The organism is Streptomyces sp. NPDC090442, assembly GCF_044769405.1.
Taxonomy (GTDB): domain Bacteria; phylum Actinomycetota; class Actinomycetes; order Streptomycetales; family Streptomycetaceae; genus Streptomyces.
On record NZ_JBIVXW010000007.1, the window covers coordinates 65,911 to 80,255 of the forward strand.

13 protein-coding genes are annotated in these 14,345 nt (G+C 73.8%); 9 read left to right on the top strand and 4 right to left on the bottom strand.

The genetic code is table 11. From position 1 onward, the window contains the following. Positions 1–93 precede the first annotated feature (93 nt). Genes ACIQU6_RS07665 through ACIQU6_RS07680 form a run of 4 tightly spaced genes read left to right on the top strand, consistent with a single transcriptional unit; the run spans position 94 to position 3,547 of the window. Positions 94–936, top strand: coding sequence for a triose-phosphate isomerase family protein (locus tag ACIQU6_RS07665; protein ID WP_403480714.1), 843 nt, complete (start codon positions 94–96; stop codon positions 934–936). A gap of 29 nt (positions 937–965) precedes the next feature. After that, on the top strand, positions 966–1,427 hold the full coding sequence (locus ACIQU6_RS07670) for an RpiB/LacA/LacB family sugar-phosphate isomerase (protein ID WP_403480715.1): 462 nt from the start codon (positions 966–968) through the stop codon (positions 1,425–1,427). Positions 1,428–1,484: 57 nt separating this feature from the next. Further along, positions 1,485–2,498 (top strand): zinc-dependent alcohol dehydrogenase family protein, encoded by a 1,014-nt coding sequence (locus ACIQU6_RS07675; RefSeq protein WP_403480716.1) that lies wholly within the window; start codon positions 1,485–1,487, stop codon positions 2,496–2,498. Further along, positions 2,495–3,547, top strand: a complete 1,053-nt coding sequence (locus ACIQU6_RS07680) for an NAD(P)-dependent alcohol dehydrogenase (RefSeq protein WP_403480717.1) — start codon at positions 2,495–2,497, stop codon at positions 3,545–3,547. The genes ACIQU6_RS07675 and ACIQU6_RS07680 overlap by 4 nt, the downstream gene beginning before the upstream one ends. Positions 3,548–3,571: 24 nt before the next feature. Here ACIQU6_RS07680 and ACIQU6_RS07685 read toward each other — a convergent pair whose 3' ends face one another. After that, the gene (locus ACIQU6_RS07685; protein ID WP_403480718.1) at positions 3,572–4,612 is read right to left on the bottom strand and encodes a glycoside hydrolase family 88 protein; all 1,041 of its coding nucleotides are present in this window, start codon (positions 4,610–4,612) and stop codon (positions 3,572–3,574) included. 489 nt (positions 4,613–5,101) lie between these two features. Between ACIQU6_RS07685 and ACIQU6_RS07690 the strand changes: the two genes are divergently transcribed. Beyond that, positions 5,102–5,941 carry a nitroreductase/quinone reductase family protein gene (locus ACIQU6_RS07690; protein ID WP_403480719.1) on the top strand — a complete coding sequence of 280 codons (840 nt, stop codon included), beginning with the start codon at positions 5,102–5,104 and terminating at the stop codon, positions 5,939–5,941. Between the two features lie 28 nt (positions 5,942–5,969). Here ACIQU6_RS07690 and ACIQU6_RS07695 read toward each other — a convergent pair whose 3' ends face one another. Further along, complete coding sequence (locus ACIQU6_RS07695; RefSeq protein WP_403480720.1) at positions 5,970–7,532, bottom strand: AMP-binding protein; 1,563 nt, start codon at positions 7,530–7,532, stop codon at positions 5,970–5,972. Positions 7,533–7,707: 175 nt separating this feature from the next. Here ACIQU6_RS07695 and ACIQU6_RS07700 point away from each other — a divergent pair, with 175 nt between their 5' ends. After that, a complete protein-coding gene (locus ACIQU6_RS07700; RefSeq protein WP_403480721.1) occupies positions 7,708–8,283 on the top strand; it encodes a TIGR03086 family metal-binding protein in 576 nt (191 codons plus the stop codon). 71 nt (positions 8,284–8,354) lie between these two features. Here ACIQU6_RS07700 and ACIQU6_RS07705 read toward each other — a convergent pair whose 3' ends face one another. Continuing rightward, on the bottom strand, positions 8,355–8,525 hold the full coding sequence (locus ACIQU6_RS07705; RefSeq protein WP_403480722.1) for a hypothetical protein: 171 nt from the start codon (positions 8,523–8,525) through the stop codon (positions 8,355–8,357). Between the two features lie 423 nt (positions 8,526–8,948). Between ACIQU6_RS07705 and ACIQU6_RS07710 the strand changes: the two genes are divergently transcribed. Further along, positions 8,949–10,373: a lipase maturation factor family protein gene (locus ACIQU6_RS07710; protein ID WP_403480723.1), complete on the top strand. Its 1,425-nt coding sequence runs from the start codon at positions 8,949–8,951 to the stop codon at positions 10,371–10,373. Here the strand turns inward: ACIQU6_RS07710 and ACIQU6_RS07715 are convergent. Then, entirely contained in the window at positions 10,267–11,355 is a 1,089-nt protein-coding gene (locus ACIQU6_RS07715; protein WP_403480724.1) for a tetratricopeptide repeat protein, read from the bottom strand. The genes ACIQU6_RS07710 and ACIQU6_RS07715 overlap by 107 nt on opposite strands. A gap of 246 nt (positions 11,356–11,601) precedes the next feature. Between ACIQU6_RS07715 and ACIQU6_RS07720 the strand changes: the two genes are divergently transcribed. Together ACIQU6_RS07720 and ACIQU6_RS07725 are read left to right on the top strand one after the other, a co-directional pair. After that, positions 11,602–12,753: a lactonase family protein gene (locus tag ACIQU6_RS07720; protein WP_403480789.1), complete on the top strand. Its 1,152-nt coding sequence runs from the start codon at positions 11,602–11,604 to the stop codon at positions 12,751–12,753. A 93-nt stretch (positions 12,754–12,846) separates the two neighbouring features. After that, on the top strand, positions 12,847–14,283 hold the full coding sequence (locus ACIQU6_RS07725; RefSeq protein ID WP_403480725.1) for an amino acid permease: 1,437 nt from the start codon (positions 12,847–12,849) through the stop codon (positions 14,281–14,283). Positions 14,284–14,345: the final 62 nt, after the last annotated feature.

A 14,345-nucleotide genomic window follows, 5' to 3' on the forward strand; every position in this document is an offset into this window, starting at 1 on the left:
GCCACCAACCCCGAGGGCTCCAAAAATCACAGACATCTCGTGAAGTTCACGTCTTGATTTGAGAACTTCACATGTGGTTCTGTTGGAAACATCATGAGCGACGTGATTCCTGAGGCCGTGCTTCCGCACCGCGCGGCGGACGCCGGCGCCGCGCCCCGCCCGGTGGTGGGCGTCTCGCTGAAGCTGTACTTCGGACTGGCGCAGACCCGGGCCTGGCTCGGCGAAGTCGCCGCCCTCGACCCGGTGTTGGCCCGCCTCCCCCGCCCCGTCGACCTCTTCGTCCTGCCGTCCTTCCCGGCCCTGGCGGACGCCCGGGAGCTGCTGGCCGGCACCGCCGTCGGCTACGGCGCGCAGGACGTGCACTGGGCCGAGCACGGCGCCTGGACCGGCGAGGTGTCGGCCGGGATGCTCGCCGAGACCGGCGCCCGCTACGTCGAGGTCGGCCACGCCGAGCGCCGCCGGCACTTCGGCGAGACCGACGAGACGGTGGCCGCCAAGACCCGGGCCGCCACCGCGGCCGGCCTGGTCCCGGTGATCTGCGCCGGCGAGCACCGCGCCCCCGGTGCGAGCACCGGCTCCACCGGAGCGGCTGGCGCCGCGCAGCCTGCTGCCGCGGCCGCCGAGGAGACCCTGACCCAGGTGCGGGCCGCGCTGGCCGGCGCCGTACCCGGCAGCGAGGTGATCGTCGCCTACGAGCCGGTGTGGGCGATCGGCGCCCGCGAACCGGCGCCCGCCGGGCACGTCCGCGCGGTCGCCGCGGCGATCCGCGGCGCGCTGCGCGACCACGACGTGCGCGGTCGGCTGATCTACGGCGGGACCGCGGGCCCCGGCACCTACGGCGAGCTGGCCGGTGCCGTCGACGGGCTCTTCCTGGGCCGGCTCGCCCACGACCCCGAGGGCCTGCGCAGGGTCCTCGAAGAGATCTCCAGCCGCTGACCGTCCCACCCAGCCCCGAGGAGCCCACCGTGACCCGCACCCCTCCGATCGCGATCGGCGCCGACGACGCCGCCACCGCCATGAAGGACGCGATCGCCGCCTACCTCACCGAGCACGGCCATCCGGTCACCGACCTGAGCGCCACCGCCGACGAGGACTACCCCGACGTCGCCGAGCGGGTCGCGCGCAGCGTGGCCCGCGGCGAGCACGAGCGCGCGGTGCTGATCTGCGGCACCGGCATCGGCATGGCGATCGCCGCCAACAAGGTCCCCGGCATCCGGGCCGCGCAGATCCCCGACAGCTACAGCGCCGAACGGGCCCGCAAGTCCAACGACGCCCAGATCGCCTGCTTCGGCAGCCGCACGATGGGCGTCGAGGCGGCGCTGGTGTGCCTGCGGCACTGGCTGGACTCCGACTTCGCCGGCGGCCGTTCGGCCCCCAAGGTGGAGAAGATCAAGCAGGTCGAGTCGCGCAACCTGCGCGCGGCATAGGCCCCGCTCCCCTCCTCGGCTCCCCAACGTCCCTCTCCCGAAAGGCGGTCACGGTCCATGCGCGCAGTAGTCATCGAGGAACCGCACCGGCTCCACGTCACCACCGTCCCGGATCCGACGCCCGGCCCCGACGAGGTGGTCGTCAGGGTCGCGGCGGCGGGCCTGTGCGGAACCGATGTGCACATGCTGGCGGGCGAGTTCGGGCCGACCCGGTATCCGGTCGTCCCCGGGCACGAGTTCGCCGGCGAGGTGGTCGCGGTGGGCACCGGGGTCACCGAGTTCGCCCCGGGCGACGCGGTCGCGGCCGACCCGGCGGTCTACTGCGGGGCCTGTCACTACTGTTCCATCGGCCACGGCAATCTCTGCGAGCGCTGGGGCACCATCGGCATCACCGTCGACGGCGCCTGCGCGGAGTACGTCTCGGTGCCGGTCCGCAACTGCTACCGGCTGCCCGAGGGCCTGTCGCTGGCGCACGCCCCGCTGATCGAGCCGCTGTCGACCATCGTGCGCGGCTTCGACATCGTCGCCCCCAAACTGGGCGACAACTTCCTGATCTACGGCGCCGGCACCATGGGCCTGCTCTACCTCCAGGTCGCCCAGCGCTCCGGCGCCGCCTCGGTCTCGGTGGTGGACCTCAACGAGGACCGGCTGGCGGTGGCCCGGCAGTTGGGCGCGGACGCCGTCGCCACCAGCGCCGACGCGCTGGCCGACGCCCACCCGCGCGGCTGGGAGGTGGTCACCGACTGCACCGGCAACGTCCGGGCCATCGAGGACGGGCTGACCCGGCCGGCCCGCGGCGGCACCTTCCAGCAGTTCGGCTGCGCACCCGACCAGGAGTCCGCGCGGTTCTCGCCGTTCCGGATCTACCACGACGAGATACGCATCGTCGGCAGCATGGCGATCCTGCACAGCTACGGGCGCGCGGTGGAGTTGCTCGGCAAGGGCGTCATCGACTGCGAGACCATGATCACCCACCGGTTCGGGCTCGACGCGTACGCCACCGCCCTGGAGACCTTCCAGCAGGGCACCGGACGCAAGCTGCAGATCGTCCCGGACGGGCCGGCGGCGTGACGGCCGCGGCGGGCCGGCCGGTCCCGGCCACCATGCGGGCCGCCGTCCAGCGCGGCCCCCGCCAACTCGCCGTCGAGGAGGTCCCGGTCCCCGTGCCGGGCCCGGGTCAACTCCTGGTCCGCGTCCTGGCGGTCGGCACCTGCGGCTCCGACGTGCACTTCTACGAGCACGGCGAGTTGGGCGGCTTCCGGGCGGAGGGGCCGCTGATCCTGGGCCACGAGCCCAGCGGCGTGATCGTCGCGACCGGCCCGGGCGTGACCCGGCGCTCCCCGCACGAGCGCGTCTCCATCGAGCCGGGCACCTGCTGCGGCCGCTGCGAGCAGTGCCGCGCCGGCCGGTACAACCTCTGCCCGGCGATGCACTTCTACGCCGTCCCCGGGCAGGCCGACGGCGCGTTCGCCGAATACGTGCTGGCCCACGAGGACTTCGTGCATCCGGTGCCGGACGGCGTCTCCGACGAGGCCGCGGCGCTGCTGGAGCCGCTGTCGGTGGCCGTCTGGGCCTGCCGCAAGGCGCGGGTCGCCCCCGGCGACCGGGTGCTGGTGACCGGCGCCGGCCCGATCGGTCTGGTGGCGCTCCAGGCCGCGCGGGCCTTCGGCGCCCAGGAGGTCGTCGTCAGCGACGTCAATCCGCACCGGCTGGCGCTGGCCCGGGAGTTGGGCGCCACCGAGGTGGTCGACGTGGCCGAACGGCCGCTGGCCGAGGCCGGTTTCGCGCCCGACGTGCTGCTGGAGTGCTCCGGCTCGGGCGCGGCGACCACCGAGGCGGTCCGCCAGGTGGCACGGGCCGGCCGGGTCGTCCTGGTGGGCATGGGCGGCGTGGAGGTCACCCTCCCGCTCGCCCGCCTCCAGAACCACGAGTTGGAGGTCACCGGCACGTTCCGCTACGCCCGGACCTGGCCGACCGCGCTCGCCCTGGTCACCTCCGGCGCGGTCGACCTGGACCGGCTGGTCACCCACCGCTACGGCCTCGCGGACGCCGAGCGCGCCCTGACCGCCGGCGCCCGCGAACCGGACGCCGTCAAGGCGGTGGTGCTGCCGCAGCAGTAGCGGCCGACGGGCGGCGCGGGGAGCTCACACGCCGAGCGCGGCGAGCTCCGCGCCGGCCATCAGGAAGGCCCCCACGCCGAAGTCGGCGGTGGAGTCACGGGTGACCGGCTGGCCCGACTCCGGCCGGTCGCCGACGCCTTGGACGTAGCCCAGGAAGCCGTCGGGGTGCACGGCGGTGGCCACCATGCCCGCCCAGGCGCGCTCGGCCATCGGCAGATAGCCCTCGCGCGGCACCACGCCGGCGCGGATCGCGGCGGCGACGGCGTAGGCGAACAGCGCGGTGCCGCTGGTCTCCGGGCCGGGCAGGTGCCGGGGATCGGCGAGGTTGACGTTCCAGAAGCCGTCCGGGCGCTGCAGGGCGCGCAGCGCGGCCAGTTGGCCGGCGAGGGTGCGGCGGTAGGCCGCGGCCGGCGCGAAGGTGTCGGGCAGCACCGCCAGCACCTTGGCGTGCGCGGCGGCGACCCATCCGTTGCCGCGGGACCAGCGCACCGGTCGGCCGTCCGGCGAGGTGATCCCGCCCGGCAGGAAGCGCTTGTCGCGGTACCACAGCGCGCTGTCGGGGTCGTACAGGCCGGGCCCGCCCTCGGCGTCCCGGGTGTGGCTGTAGAGGGCGTGCATCGCGGCCCAGTAGGCGGGCTCCTCGCGCAGCGCGCCGAGCCGGGCGAACGACGGCATCGCCATGTGCAGCGCGTCGTCCCACCACCAGTCGTCGTGGCGCTGTTCGACGGTGTCGGCCATCGCCCGCACCGCCTGCTCGATGGCGGCCGGCTTCGCCGGGTCGGGCGCCGGGTCCAGGGCGTAGAGGTCGAGGTAGACCTGGCCGGCGCACTGGTCGTCGGCGCGCCGGGTGGTGGGGCCGTTGTGCAGGCCGTAGCCGTGCCGCTCGGCCCAGGCGTGGGCGTGGGCGAGGTAGCGCGGTTCGCGGGTGAGGCGGTGCAGGGCCGACAGGCCGCAGAAGAAGGTGGCCCGGGCCCAGTGGTTGTCGCCGGGGTCGTGGTGCGCGCCGATCCAGTGGTCGGCGACCCGGCGCAGTACGGCAACGGTGGGGACGTGCCGGCGTTCCATGAACACCCCTCCGGGACGGAAGCACGGATATTCACGTACACGAACAGCGTTTCTGCACTTGAGTGAGCGGGGGACATCGTGGCAGCCAACTCGCGCCGGCGGAAGGGGCGGTGGTGCGCCGGCGCGCGGAGGGCCGGATTGCGCATCGCACGCGCGTGCCCGTAACCTGGGGGCGTGACTACCGGGTCGGCCATGGGCCATGAGCGAGTGAGGCACCCGGTCACTTCGTGACCGCGCGGCGGGTGAGAGCCCCGCCCCCGCCTCCCAACCCCTTCTGCTTCTCCCTCTCTTCCGCGCCTACGCCGCGCGCGCTTCCGTACGGCGCGCCGCCACTCCGCGCGCGTTTCCTTCCTTCCGTGCCACGGACAGCGCCCTGCCGCGGACGCCGCCGTGCCGCGCCCCGCTGCGCCGCACCGCCGCCGTCGCGTGGCCGCTCCGCCCTGCCCGCGCGCTTTGCGCACCTCACCTTCCTCTGGAGAACACCCCTTCATGCCCCATGACTTCAACCAGCAGGTCATCGACGAGTTCCGGGCCAACGCCGGCCGGGTCGGCGGCCCCTTCGAGGGCGGCCGGCTGATCCTGCTGACCACCACCGGCGCCCGCGGCGGCGCCCGGCACACCACCCCGGTCGGCTACCTCCCCGACGGCGAGCGGATCCTCGTCATCGCCTCGGCCGGCGGCGCCCCGCGCCACCCGGCCTGGTACCACAACCTCGTCGCGCACCCCCATGTCACCGTGGAGACCGGGGTGTTCGACTACGAGGCGCGGGCCGAGGTACTGACCGGCACCGAACGCGACCGGCTCTTCGCCCGTGCCGTGGAGGCCGACCCCGGCTGGGCCGCCTACCAGGCGAAGACCCGCCGCACCCTCCCGGTGGTGGCGCTGACCTCAGCCGAGGCCGGCCCGCCGCGCTTCGCCGGCGCCACGCCCGGCGCCACCCTGACGCTGGTGCACGACGCCTTCCGCCGGGAACTGCGCACCATCCGCAGGGAGTTGGCCGCCTCGGGCTCGCTGCTCGGCGCCCAACTCCGGGTCAACTGCCTGGCCCTGTGCCAGGGCCTGGACAACCACCACGCCGGCGAGGACCGCATGATGTTCCCCGCGCTCCGCCACCGGTCGCCGGAGCTCGCCCCGGTGCTGGACCGGCTGGACGAGGAGCACCGGCGCATCGCGGCGCTCCTCGCCGAGCTGCGGCGGACGCTGGCGGATCCGTCCGCCGCACCCGGCGGGATCCGCGCCGAGGTCGAGCGCCTGACGGGCGAGCTGGAGGCCCATCTGACCTACGAGGAGGAGCAGTTGATCCCGTTGCTCGACGCGATGGCCGGCTGAGCGCCGCGCGGGGCCGCGGCCGACGGGCTCAGATCCGGCGGCCGTGCCCCTCCCAATAGGGGTCCCGCAACTGCCGTTTGAAGAGCTTGCCGGACTCGTCCCGCGGCAGCCGCTGCTCGAACACCACGGTCCGCGGCACCTTGTACGCGGCGAGCCGCCCGGCGACGTGGTCGCGGACCGCCGCGGCGGTGAGCCGCACCCCGGACTCGGTCTCCAGGTGCGCGGCGAGGGCCTCGCCGAACTCCTCGTCCGGGATGCCGAACACCGCGGCGTCCCGCACGCCTTCGAGCGAGAGCAGGCAGCCCTCGATCTCCGCCGGGTAGATGTTGACGCCGCCGGAGATCACCATGTCGTTGCGGCGGTCGCTGAGGTAGAGGTAGCCGTCCGCGTCGAGGTGGCCGACGTCGCCGAGGGTGACGAAACCGGGCAGGCCCGGCGCCTCCATGGCGGCGCGTTTCTCCACGTCGCCGAGGTAACTGAAGCGGGGCCAGGTGTCGGCGGGCCGGACGTAGATCTCACCCGTGGCGCCAGGCGGCAGCACCGCCCCGCCGGGCCCGAGGACGGCGACCTCGCAGGTGCCCTGGGCGCGCCCCACGGTGCCGGGGTGGGCCAGCCACTCCTCGCTGTCGCACCAGGTCACCGCGCCGGTCTCGCTGCCGCCGTAGTACTCCCGAAGCACCGGACCCAGCCAGTCGATCATGGCGTGTTTGATATGCGGCGGGCAGGGCGCGGCGGCGTGCACCACGGAGGTCAGCGAGGAGATGTCGTAGCGCTCGCGGACGTCCTTGGGCAGCCGCAACAGCCGGACGAACATGGTGGGGACCACCTGTGTCTGGGCGATGCGGTGCCGCTCGACCAGCCGCAGGAACTCCTCCGCGTCGAAGTGCGGCATCAACGTGATGTCCAGGCCCGCGGCCAGCGCCAGGACCGCGTGCTGGCTGGGCGAGGCGTGGTAGAGCGGGGCGGGGATCAGGGTCCGCCCGCCGGGCTCGACCGCGAAGTATTCGAGGAAGCCGCTGACCGCCTCGGTGAGCAGCTCCTGGGTGACCGGCTCGCGCAGAACTCCCTTGGGACGGCCGGTCGTTCCGGAGCTGTAGATGACGGTGGGCGGTCGGGCGTCGGCGGGACGGTCGAGCGGGAGCCGGTCGGCCAACCAGGCGTCCAGCAGCGGGTACCGGCCGGTGACGGGCGGGACGGCCAGCCCGCAGGCGGCCGCCACGCCGGACGGCACCGGCACCTCGATGACGTGGACGCCGTCGGGCAGCACGGCGGCCACCGCGGGCAGCAGGTCGGTGTGGGTGAAGACCACCGCGCTGCCGCTGTCGGTGAGCACATGGCTCAGGTCGTCCGCGCGGAAGTGCCAGTTGACCGGGACGGCGGCGGCGCCGAGCAGGGCGGCGGCGGTGGTGATCTCCAGGTGCGCGGGCTCGTTGCGGAGCACCACCGCGACCCGGTCGCCGGGCCCGACTCCCAGCTCTGCCAGGCCCGTTGCGATGCGTGCGGCGCGGTCGAGGAACTCCGGATAACCACGTTCGTGCCCGGCGCAGCGGATGGCGGGGGCGCCGACGGTGGACGGTGCGACGGCTTCCATGGTGCCTCCAGGAGGGAGCGGCCAGGACCGGCGCACACCGGTCCGGCTCATTGAACAGCCAACGGTCACGCGCCCACCAGAGCGCCCCGCGCCATCCCCGGCGCACAGACGGCGCGGTGCTCCGATCGCCCCGCACGGGGCGCCGCTGTCGGTGGCCGCTCCTATCCTCGGGGCCATGGGAAACAACGAGATCCTGCGCTCCCACGGCGAGGCGTTGGCGCTCTTCGGCACCCGGGTCCACGCCGTCCGCGAGGACCAGTGGGAGGCACCCACCCCGTGCACGGAGTGGTCGGTGTTCGATCTGGTCAACCACCTGACGGCGGAACAGCTCTGGGTGCCCCGCCTGGTGCGCGACGGGTCCACGATCGCCGCGCTGGACGGGGACTTCGACGGCGACCAGCTCGGCGAGGACCCGGTCGGCGCCTGGGACCGCGCCGCGGCGTCGGCCGTCGCGGCGTTCGCCGAACCAGGCGCGCTGCACCGCTCGGTCCACCTCTCCTACGGCACCACCCCGGCCGACGCGTACTGCACGCAGATGACCGCCGATGCCGTGGTGCACACCTGGGACCTCTCGCGGGCGATCGGCGCCGACGAGCGGCTGCCGGAGTCGCTGGTGACCGCGGCGCTGCGCGAGGTGGAGCCGTACGCCGGGGCGTTGGAGGGTTCCGGGTTGTTCGCCGCGCCGGTGCACCCCCCGGCCGGCGCCGACGCGCTGACCCGGCTGCTGTGTCTGCTCGGTCGCCGGCCCTGACCACCGCGGAAACCGGCCCCGGCCCCCCTTGGGGGCCGGGGCCGGCGGGCGCCCGCGGCCGGGCTCAGGGTTCAGTCGATGCCGCGGACGATATGTGGTTCGACGGGATCGTCCTCGCAGCCGGCCAGTCGCACCGGGGCGCAGCGGTCCCACGCCTCAAGATTGCGGACTTCCTTGATTCGCCCGGGGCGCTCGCCCTGCTTCAAAGGGGGCTGCTTGTGTTGAGCCTTGTGCACTGCCACCACGCACTCCTTCTTCGAGGTATTGGTTCCGACGCGGTGGCGCCTTGTTCTCGGACCGGGAGGTCGGCCAGGGTTCATGGCGTTCCCGCGACGGGCCAATGGTGTTGGCGTCTCCCAGGTGGGTCGTCCGTCGTCCTCCAGGGTATCGGCGTCGCTCGCGGACCGCGCGACTTTTTCGGCGATAACCGCACGTCTCGGGAAGGCGGAAATGCCGCCCGGCGCCAAGGGGCGCACCGGGGCGCCGGAGCACGCTCCGTCATTCACCCGTTCGGGCGACCGTCCCCCTCGCGCGCCGCGCTCCCGGGCCGTGCGGTTGCCGGCCCGGGGCGGATCCGTAGCGTGGAAAGGTAGTGCGTATGCGCGAGGGCGTCGCCCCGCGCGCCGGGTCCGTGCGCCGCTGGCCGCGGTGCTACCCATGGGCGGGTGGAATGGTTCTCGGATCCTGGTGCCTGGCTCGGCCGGCTGGTCTTCCAACGGATGCTCGCGGCGCTGTACGTGGTCGCGTTCGTCGCCGCGGCCCGGCAGTTCCGGGCGCTGTTGGGGACCCGGGGGCTGTTGCCGATCCCCGCGTTCACGGCGCGGGTGCCGTTCCGGCTGTCCCCTTCGGTCTTCCAGCTCCACTACTCGGACCGCTTCTTCGCGGGCTGGGCCTGGGGCGGGGCGGCGTTGGCGGCGGCGGTCGCGGCGGGGGCGGCGGACGCGGTGCCGCTGGGGGCGGCGATGTTGCTGTGGGCGGTGCTGTGGGCGATGTACGTGTCCATCGTCAACGTCGGTCAGACCTGGTACGGGTTCGGGTGGGAGACGCTGCTGCTGGAGGCCGGGGTGCTGGCGGTCTTCCTCGGCAACGCCGACACCGCTCCCCCGGTGCTGTTCGTGTGGCTGCTGCGCTGGCTGCTGTTCCGGGTGGAGTTCGGCGCCGGACTGATCAAGATGCGCGGCGACGGCTGCTGGCGGGACCTGACCTGCCTCTACTACCACCATGAGACGCAGCCGATGCCGGGCCCGCTGAGCTGGTTCTTCCACCATCTGCCGAGGCCGCTGCACCGGGCCGAGACGGCCGCCAACCACGTCGCCCAACTCGTCCTGCCGGTCCTGCTGTTCACGCCACAGCCGGTGGCCGGGTGGGCGGCGCTGGGGATGGCGGTCACCCAGCTCTGGCTGGTGCTGTCCGGCAACTTCGCCTGGCTGAACTGGATCACCATCGCGCTGGCCATGTCGACCGCCGCCCCCCTGTGGGCCGGCCCCCCGGCGGCGCCGGGCGCCCCGCCGGAGTGGTTCGAGGTGCTGGTGACCGCGGCCGCGGTCGGCATCGCCGCGCTCAGCTACCGTCCGGCGCGCAACCTCGTCACCCGGGGGCAGTTGATGAACACCTCGTACGAGCCGCTGCACCTGGTCAACTCCTACGGGGCGTTCGGCAGCGTCACCCGGGTCCGTCGGGAGATCGTCCTCGAAGGGACGGCGGACGCGGTCTCCGGGCCCGGCACGAGGTGGCACGCCTACGAGTTCCACGGCAAGCCCGGCGAAGTCGCGCGCCTGCCGCGCCAGTTCGCCCCCTATCACCTGCGGCTGGACTGGCTGATGTGGTTCGCGGCGCTGTCGCCGGCCTACGCCCGGCCGTGGTTCGTGCCGTTGGTGGCGCGACTGCTGGAGAACGACCGGGACACCGTGCGGCTGTTGCGCCGCAACCCGTTCCCGGATCTGCCGCCGGCCCGGGTGCGGGCGCGGGTCTTCCGCTACCGCTTCACGACCTGGTGGGAACTGCGGGAGACCGGAGAGTGGTGGCACCGGACCGCGGAGCGGGAATTCCTGCCTCCGGTGTCGCGGTCATCTCTTCCCGGAAGGCGATGACCATCTCACGGGCGTGCCGGAGCCCGATGCGGGCGAAGTCGCCCTCCAGGACGTCGAGTTCGGCCAGCGTGCCGATCCGGTCGCGGCCCAGCCGGGCACGGGACTTGGTCAGGCCCAGCCGGGAGAGCGCCTCCCCGCGCGGCTCGCTCATCTCGCGGAACTCGCCCAGCGCGAGGGCGTAGGTGTCGCGGGCCTCGGCGTAACGGCCGGCGCGGTAGAGGACGTTGCCGCGCATCTTGTGGTTGTAGGCGAGCGCGCCGGCGAGGTCCATGGTGCGGCAGATGGTCTCCGCCTCGGACAGCAGGGCCAGCGCCCGGTCCGGTTCGCCGCGGACCGAGAGCACGTCGGCCACTCCGCGCAGCGACCAGGCCCGGCCGCGGAAGTCGTCGGCCTCGGCGGCGATCCGGGCGGACTCCTCGAAGAGTTCCAGGGCCTTCCCGTGGTCGCCGGTGTTGCGGTGCATCTGGGCTATGCCGGACATCGCCCAGACCATGTGCCGGGCCTCGCCGTGCTCCCTGGCCTGCGCGAGGAGTTGCTCGTGGAGCTCGGCGACTGCCGCGTAGTCGCCCTGGATGCGGCCGGTCTCGGCGAGCCCGGCGAGGGAGTAGCCGTGCGCCAGGCGGTCGCCGCCGGTCTCGGCCAGCGTCACCGCGTGGGCGAGCAGCCGACGGGCGAGCGGCAGGGTGCCGCACTGGCGGGCCAGGGTGCCGCCGCTCCACAACGCCCAGGCCATCGCGGCCGGTTCGCCGGCGGTGCGGGCGCTGCGGTAGGCGGCGCGCCAGGCGGTGCCCGCCGCGTCCACCCGGCCCAGCCGCCGATTGGCCTCGGCGACGGCCAGTTGAGCTCTGGACCGCTCCAGCGCGGTGTCCGCGGCGGCGAGTGTCCGGTGCGCGGTGGCCAGTACCTCCTCGTAGGAGGAGTTCACGCTCAGCGCCGAGCCCAGTTCGCCCTGGTACTCGGGGGCGAATGCCTTGCCGTACATCGATCCGCGACCTTTCGATCAAGCGTTTGCCTTGATCGCAAACGTACGGAAGGCGGGGGGTGCGGCGAATCCGTCCGCGTATGGGTTGTGACGTACGACTGGAGTGCTACGCGCGGGGGTGCTGGTCATCATCGGGATGTACGGGGTCCTCGGGGTTCCGCATCACTGACGAGACGTCAAAACCGTTGCCCCGACGGGGTGGTGGGCGGTGGAATCGGGCTGACCGGCATGACACCGGAGGTGGACATGGGCGAGGCGGCTGGGGTCCGGGGCGGGATCGGGCGGCGGGGGTTCGTCGGGGCGGTCGGGGCGGTGGCCCTCGCCGCCGGGGGCGCACGGGCGGCGCGGGCCGCACCGCGGGCGCGACCGCTGTTCCTGGGGACGTACACCTCCCAGCCGGGCGGCGGCACCGGCATCGGGCTGGCCGCCTACGACCCCGCCACCGGCGCCCTGACCGCCACCGGGGTCGTCCCGGGCGTCGCCGACCCCTCGTACCTGGCGTCGGCGCCGGACGGCCGGACGCTGTACGCGGTCGACGAGCGGCAGGACGGCGCGGTGACGGCGCTCGCCCTGCCGCCGGGCGGCGGCGCGCCGGCGGTGCTCGGCGGTCAGCCCACCGGCGGGGCGGGGCCCTGCCATCTGTCGGTGCACCCCAGTGGGCGGTGGCTGCTGAGCGCCAACTACCTCTCCGGGAGCGTGGCCGTGCACCCGATCCTCCCCGGCGGCGCACCGGGGCCGCGGACCGACCTGGTCGTCCACGACAGCCCGCCACCCGGCCCCGGGCAGACCGGGCCGCACGCGCACCAGATCGTCACCGCCCCGGACGGCCGCCATGTGCTCGCCGTGGACCTGGGCAACGACACCGTCTACACCTACCGGCTCGACCCGCGGGCCGGGACGCTGGCCCAGGTGTCGTACGCGACGCTGCGGCCCGGCGCCGGCCCCCGCCATCTGACCTTCCACCCCTCGGGGGCGTTCGCGTACCTGGCGAACGAGGTCGACAACACCGCGGTGGTCTGCGGCTACGACCCGTCCAGCGGGCGACTGGCGCCCGGTGCACCGCAGTCCACCGGAACCCGACCCGGGGTCAGTTATCCGGCGCAGTTCCTGGTCACCCGGAACGGCCGGTTCGCCTTCCTCGCCAACCGCGGCGACAACACCCTCACCCGGTACGCCGTGGAGGCGGGCGGGGCCCGGCTGCGGCTGCTGGACACGGTGCCGGTGGGCGGGGACTTCCCCCGGCAGATCGCGTTCTCGCCGGACGAGCGGTGGCTGTTCGCCGCGAACCAGAAGTCCGGGTCGGTGACGGTGTTCGCGGTGGACGCCCGGGTCGGGACGCTGGTGCGGGTGGGCGAACCGTTCCCGGCGCCGCTGGCGGTCTGCGCGCTGCCGCGGTGATCCGCGGGGCGCGGCGTCCCCCGGCGGCCGGCCGACGCGCCCGAAACACTGCCGCAACACCGTTGCAGGACTGGCGCGTTAGCGTCGCGCCCCATGAGTACGGGAACCACAGCCTCCGGCGGCGGTGCCGCGCCGGACACCAGTTCGCGGCCCGACGGCCCCGCGGAGCCGGGCGCGGCGGCCGCCGGCGCGGGGCTCCAACAGGGCCTCAAGCGCCGCCATATGCAACTGATCGCGCTGGGCGGGGTGATCGGGGCCGGGTTGTTCGTCGGCAGCGGGGTGGTGGTCCGCTCGGCGGGGCCGGCCGCGGTGCTGTCGTTCCTGGCCGCCGGCGTGCTCACCGTGCTGATCATGCGGATGCTGGCCGAGATGACGGTGGCCCGCCCGGCGCTCGGCTCGTTCTACGCGCATGTGCGGGAGACCCTCGGCCACCGCGCGGGGTTCGCGGTGGGCTGGCTGTACTGGTACTTCTTCGTGATCGTGGTCGCCGTGGAGGCGGTGGCCGGCGGCCGGATCATCCGACTGTGGCTGCCCGGGGCCCCGTTGTGGGCGGTCAGCCTGGTGCTGATGGCGCTGCTGACGGCGACGAACCTGGTGTCGGCGCGCTCCTACGGCGAGTTCGAGTACTGGTTCTCGTCGATCAAGGTCGTGGCGATCGTGGTGTTCCTGTTCCTGGGCGCGCTGTACGTGCTCGGGCTGTGGCCCGGCTCGCCCGGCGGGCTGGCGCAGCTCACCGCGCACGGCGGCTTCGCGCCGCAGGGCGTCGGGGCGGTGCTGGCCGCCGTCGTGCCGTGCGTCGGCTTCTTCACCGGCGCGGAGATCGTGACCATCGCCGCCGCGGAATCGGTGGAGCCGGAGCGGGCGGTGGCCACCGCCATCCGGTCCATCGTGCTGCGGGTGGTCGCGTTCTACGTGCTGTCGATCTTCCTGGTGGTCGCGGTGGTGCCCTGGACGTCGAAGGCGATAGAGGTCAGTCCGTACGCGGCGGTACTGGACCGGCTGGCGGTGCCCGCGGCCGGCACGGTGATGAACGCGCTGGTGTTGATCGCGGTGCTCTCCTGCCTGAATTCCGCGCTCTACACCTCGTCCCGGATGCTCTTCGCGCTCACCCGCAATGGGGACGCGCCGCGCGGCTTCACCAAGGTCAGTGCGAGCGGGGTGCCGCGGCGCGCGCTGCTGGCCGGGACCTCGGTCGGATATCTGTCGGTGATCGCGGCCTGGATCTCGCCCGATGTCGTCTTCCAGTTCCTCATCAACTCCTATGGCGCCATTGCCCTGTTCGTCTATCTGGCGATCGCGGTGGCACAGCTTCGGATGCGGCGCCGGCTGGAGCGCGACGAGCCGGAACGGCTGACCCTGCGGATGTGGGGCTATCCGTGGCTGAGCCGGCTGACCATCGCGCTGATGGCGCTGGTGATCGGGGCGATGGCCGTACTGCCGGACAGCCGGGCGCAGTTCTGGCTGAGCTTGCTCACGCTGGGTGTCGTACTGGCCGCCTACGAAATCCGGCGACGGGTCCGACGGACCTAGGGCCGGTGTCGGGCGGGCCGTCCGCGGCGCCACGGACGGCCCGCCCGCTCCCCCCTCGCGGC